The following is a 4102-nucleotide window of genomic DNA, read 5'->3' on the forward strand; positions in this document are numbered from 1 at the left end:
TCTATGCACATCAACTATTGAAACCGCCGTGTACCGAACGGTACGCACGGTGGTGCGAGAGGACGGCGGTTAGTCACCGCCTCCTACTCGATTAGGAAATTGCGTCCTATGAAACAAAAAATGCTTCGCGAAAATGCGCACTCGGCGCAGAGAACTGAGAGATTTGGATAAAATGTGAGAGAGTGAGGAAAAGATTTTGAAAAAATATACGGAGAATGAGGAAATTCGTGCACTGATCTGTAATCAGTGCGGGAAGAGGTTGATTGTCAAGAATGGAATTGTGAGAGAAGGATTTTTTGAGGCATCCCAAAACTGGAATTTCTTTTCGGAGAAGGATGGAGAAATCCAACGATGGGATTTGTGCGAATCCTGTTATGATGAGCTGATTTCAGGATTTCGGATTGCCGTGGAGACCGAGGAACAGGTTGAATTCATGTAAAGGGTGTGTTATCATTTGATAAGCGTGAACCTCGAGAGAATCTTAAATTCTCGGTGCGTTCATAATTGTCAGAAGTGAGGAACACACATTTATGTTGGATATTTGTTTACTGGGAACCGGAGGCATGATGCCTCTTCCGTATCGATGGCTGACTGCGATGATGGCGCGCTGTGATGGAAGCAGTCTGCTGATTGACTGTGGAGAGGGAACCCAAGTTGCGTTAAAAGAAAAAGGATGGAGCCCGAAGCCGATTGATGTCATCTGTTTTACGCATTATCATGCAGATCACATCAGTGGTCTCCCGGGACTTCTGCTCACGATGGGAAATGCGGAGCGCACGGAGCCGTTGACGTTAATCGGTCCGAAGGGACTTGAGCGCGTGGTCGGAGCACTGAGAGTGATTGCGCCGGAGCTTCCGTTTCCGCTTAAATTTATTGAACTGGAGGAGCAGAGACAACAGCTCAAGATCGGGCCGTACACAATTGATGCTTACCGCGTCAATCATAATGTAATCTGTTACGGTTACTCGATCTCAATTCCGAGAACTGGAAAATTTGACGTCGAGAGAGCGAAGGCGCAGGGCGTGCCGATGAAGGCATGGAGCCGTCTTCAGAAGGGTGAGACGCTTGAGATGGACGGAGTGACCTACACGCCGGATATGGTTCTTGGACCGGACCGCAGAGGACTCAGAGTGACGTACTGCACCGACACCCGCCCGGTTCCTGTGATTGCGGAGTATGCGCAGGATGCGGATCTTTTTATCTGCGAAGGCATGTACGGCGAGGATGGGAAAGAGGCGAAGGCGAGAGAACACCGCCATATGACGATGTATGAGGCAGCAGATCTCGCACGTCGTGCTCAGCCGAGAGAGATGTGGCTGACGCATTACAGTCCGTCTCTGACGCGTCCGGATGAGTTCATGGACAAGGTGAAAAAGATTTTCCCGAGAGCGAAGGCGGCGCGAGACGGCTGGACGAAAGAACTGATGTTTGAGGAAGAGAGCGGAGAAGAACAGAAATGATGATGGAAGATACAGAGAATACAGAGAAAGAGAAAAAAGAGAGAGAGATGACAGAGAAAGCTGGGACTGCGGAGAAGGATGTTCTGATTCTCGGAATCGAGAGTTCCTGCGATGAGACAGCGGCCTCTGTTGTGAGAAACGGCAGAGAGGTGCTCTCCAATGTGATTTCCTCTCAGATTGCCCTGCACACCCAGTTTGGCGGAGTTGTGCCGGAGATTGCGTCGAGAAAGCACATTGAAAAGATCAATCAGGTGATTGAGCAGGCACTCTCAGATGCAAATGTGACCTTGGATGATATCACCGCGATCGCAGTGACTTACGGACCGGGTCTTGTGGGTGCTCTGCTTGTCGGTGTCGCAGAGGCGAAGGCGATCGCTTATGCGTCCAAAAAACCGCTTGTTGGTGTCCATCACATCGAGGGACATGTGTCTGCAAACTACATTGAGAACCTGGATTTGGAACCACCGTTCGTCTGTCTGATCGTCTCAGGCGGACACACCCATCTGGTGATTGTGAAGGATTACGGGGAGTTTGAGATCATTGGAAGAACGCGCGACGATGCAGCGGGAGAGGCATTTGATAAGGTTGCCCGAGCAGTTGGGCTCGGCTATCCGGGTGGTCCGAAGGTCGATAAGGCGGCAAAAGACGGAAATCCTCATGCGATGGAGTTTCCGCGCGCAAAGGTTGAGGGGTGTCCGTATGATTTCAGTTTCAGCGGAATCAAGTCAGCGGTTCTCAATTACATCAATAAGGCGAAGATGACAGGGGAGGAGATCTGTGTACCGGATCTGGCGGCATCGTTCCAGAATGCGGTTGTTGAGGCTCTTGTCAGCCGTGCTGTGCTTGCAGCAAAGAACTATGGATATGACCGTCTCGCGATTGCAGGAGGAGTTGCGTCCAATTCTGCGCTCAGAACAGCCATGCAGAAAGCCTGCGATAAGGCGGGAATTCATTTTTATCATCCGTCACCGATTTTCTGTACAGATAATGCGGCAATGATCGGCGTTGCAGGTTACTATGAGTACATGAAGGGAACTCGCCACAGCTGGGATCTGAATGCGATTCCGAATCTGAAGCTGGGAGAACGATAAGATTGTAAAACCGTAAGGCTGTAAAATAAAAAGAATGTCTGCTTAAAAGAACACGAGAGAGAAACGAAACGAGAAAAAAACGAAACAGAAATATCAAAATAGAAATATCAAAATAGGAATAAGGAATACTGGGGGAGACAAAGATGCAGGGGACAGCTCAGAGTGTGTGCATGGAGGCGAAGGTAGAGAAAACAGAAAAACAGGTAGGTGCGGTTGTACTTGCCGGTGGGCAGGGAAGGCGGATGCACAGCAAGGTTCAGAAACAGTATCTGCTTTTGGCGGGGCGTCCTCTGATCTGTCATGCACTTGAGGCGTTTGAGAAAAGTTGTGTGGATCAGATTGTGCTTGTTGTCGGTGCAGGTGAGGAGGAGTATGTGCGCCGGGAAATCCTTGCCCCTCTGCATCTGAAAAAGGTCTGTGCGGTCGTTCCGGGTGGAAAAGAGCGCTATCATTCTGTCTATGAGGGCTTAAAGGCGTTAAAAGGCTGTGAGTATGTCTTGATTCATGACGGAGCGCGTCCAATGATTACTGAGCAGATGATTGATCACATCGCTGAGGAGACAGTTGCGTGGAAAGCGTGTGTGGCAGGAATGCCGGTGAAGGATACGATCAAGGTTGCAGATGAGAAGGGGTATGCAGAGGCGACACCGGATCGCTCGAAACTCTGGCAGGTGCAGACCCCTCAGGCGTTTTCCTATGAGCTCGTGCGCGGAGCGTATGATTGCCTGATGCAGGATGAGTCTCTCCAGCAGGGAATTACGGATGATGCGATGGTGGTTGAGAGTTGTACAAAGCAGAAAGTGAAGCTGGTGGCTGGAAGTTATGAGAATTTGAAAGTTACAACACCGGAGGATCTTGTGCTCGCGGAGGCGCTTCTGGCACATCGGAAGAAGGCGGAAGACTAGCAAGCATGTAGAGGGAGAGCAGAGCTAAAAGGACGCTTTTTTCAGTACTTGAAAAAAATGTCAAAAAAGTTTGAAAAAAGTGTTGACAGAATCAAATGTTGGTGGTAGAATCATTAATCGTTGCAGCGCTGAACGGAAACGGATGAGACGAAAGTTCGGAGCGAAAACATTAAAAAATAATTTCAAAAAGCTCTTGACAAACGGAAAAACTTCTGTTAAAATAGCAGAGCACGTTTGAGGAGAGGTATCGAAGTGGTCATAACGAGGCGGTCTTGAAAACCGTTTGTCCGCAAGGGCGCGTGGGTTCGAATCCCACCCTCTCCGCTGGACAGGCAAGAAAGCCTGCCAATTAAATATGATATAACTGATGTTCAGGCATCGGTACTTTGCAGAAGTACCCAAGAGGCTGAAGGGACACCCCTGGAAAGGGTGCAGGTCGTTAATAGCGGCGCGAGGGTTCAAATCCCTCCTTCTGCGCTTCCGATTTTTTAAAGTCGGAAAGTATCTTCAAAAAAGATAAAAAAGCGCTTGACAAAAACAAAGTAGCTTGATATAATATACGAGCTGTTTTGAAAGAGACAAGCAAAAAACAAAACTGAACCTTGAAAATGAAAGATTGAACAGTGTTTAAAACCCTGAAAATTCT

At 48.7% G+C, this 4102-nt stretch carries 4 protein-coding genes and 2 tRNA genes; all 6 read left to right on the plus strand.

The genetic code is table 11. The features are described from left to right. Positions 1-196: 196 nt before the first annotated feature. The 6 genes from AC4EVX_RS12675 (at position 197) to AC4EVX_RS12700 (ending at position 3933) form a co-directional block, all read left to right on the plus strand. Positions 197-439, plus strand: a complete 243-nt coding sequence (locus AC4EVX_RS12675) for a hypothetical protein (protein WP_490160336.1) — start codon at positions 197-199, stop codon at positions 437-439. A gap of 91 nt (positions 440-530) precedes the next feature. Further along, positions 531-1460, plus strand: a complete 930-nt coding sequence (locus AC4EVX_RS12680) for a ribonuclease Z (RefSeq protein ID WP_177978906.1) — start codon at positions 531-533, stop codon at positions 1458-1460. Positions 1461-1507: 47 nt separating this feature from the next. Then, on the plus strand, positions 1508-2551 hold the full coding sequence (gene tsaD / locus AC4EVX_RS12685) for a tRNA (adenosine(37)-N6)-threonylcarbamoyltransferase complex transferase subunit TsaD (RefSeq protein WP_177978913.1): 1044 nt from the start codon (positions 1508-1510) through the stop codon (positions 2549-2551). 143 nt (positions 2552-2694) lie between these two features. Next, positions 2695-3456, plus strand: coding sequence for a 2-C-methyl-D-erythritol 4-phosphate cytidylyltransferase (gene ispD / locus AC4EVX_RS12690; protein ID WP_308452133.1), 762 nt, complete (start codon positions 2695-2697; stop codon positions 3454-3456). Positions 3457-3694: 238 nt separating this feature from the next. Continuing rightward, positions 3695-3780, plus strand: a tRNA-Ser gene (locus tag AC4EVX_RS12695). A 64-nt stretch (positions 3781-3844) separates the two neighbouring features. Then, positions 3845-3933: transfer RNA gene (locus tag AC4EVX_RS12700), tRNA-Ser, on the plus strand. The last annotated feature ends 169 nt before the right edge of the window (positions 3934-4102 follow it).

This window comes from Brotaphodocola sp., from assembly GCF_983179755.1.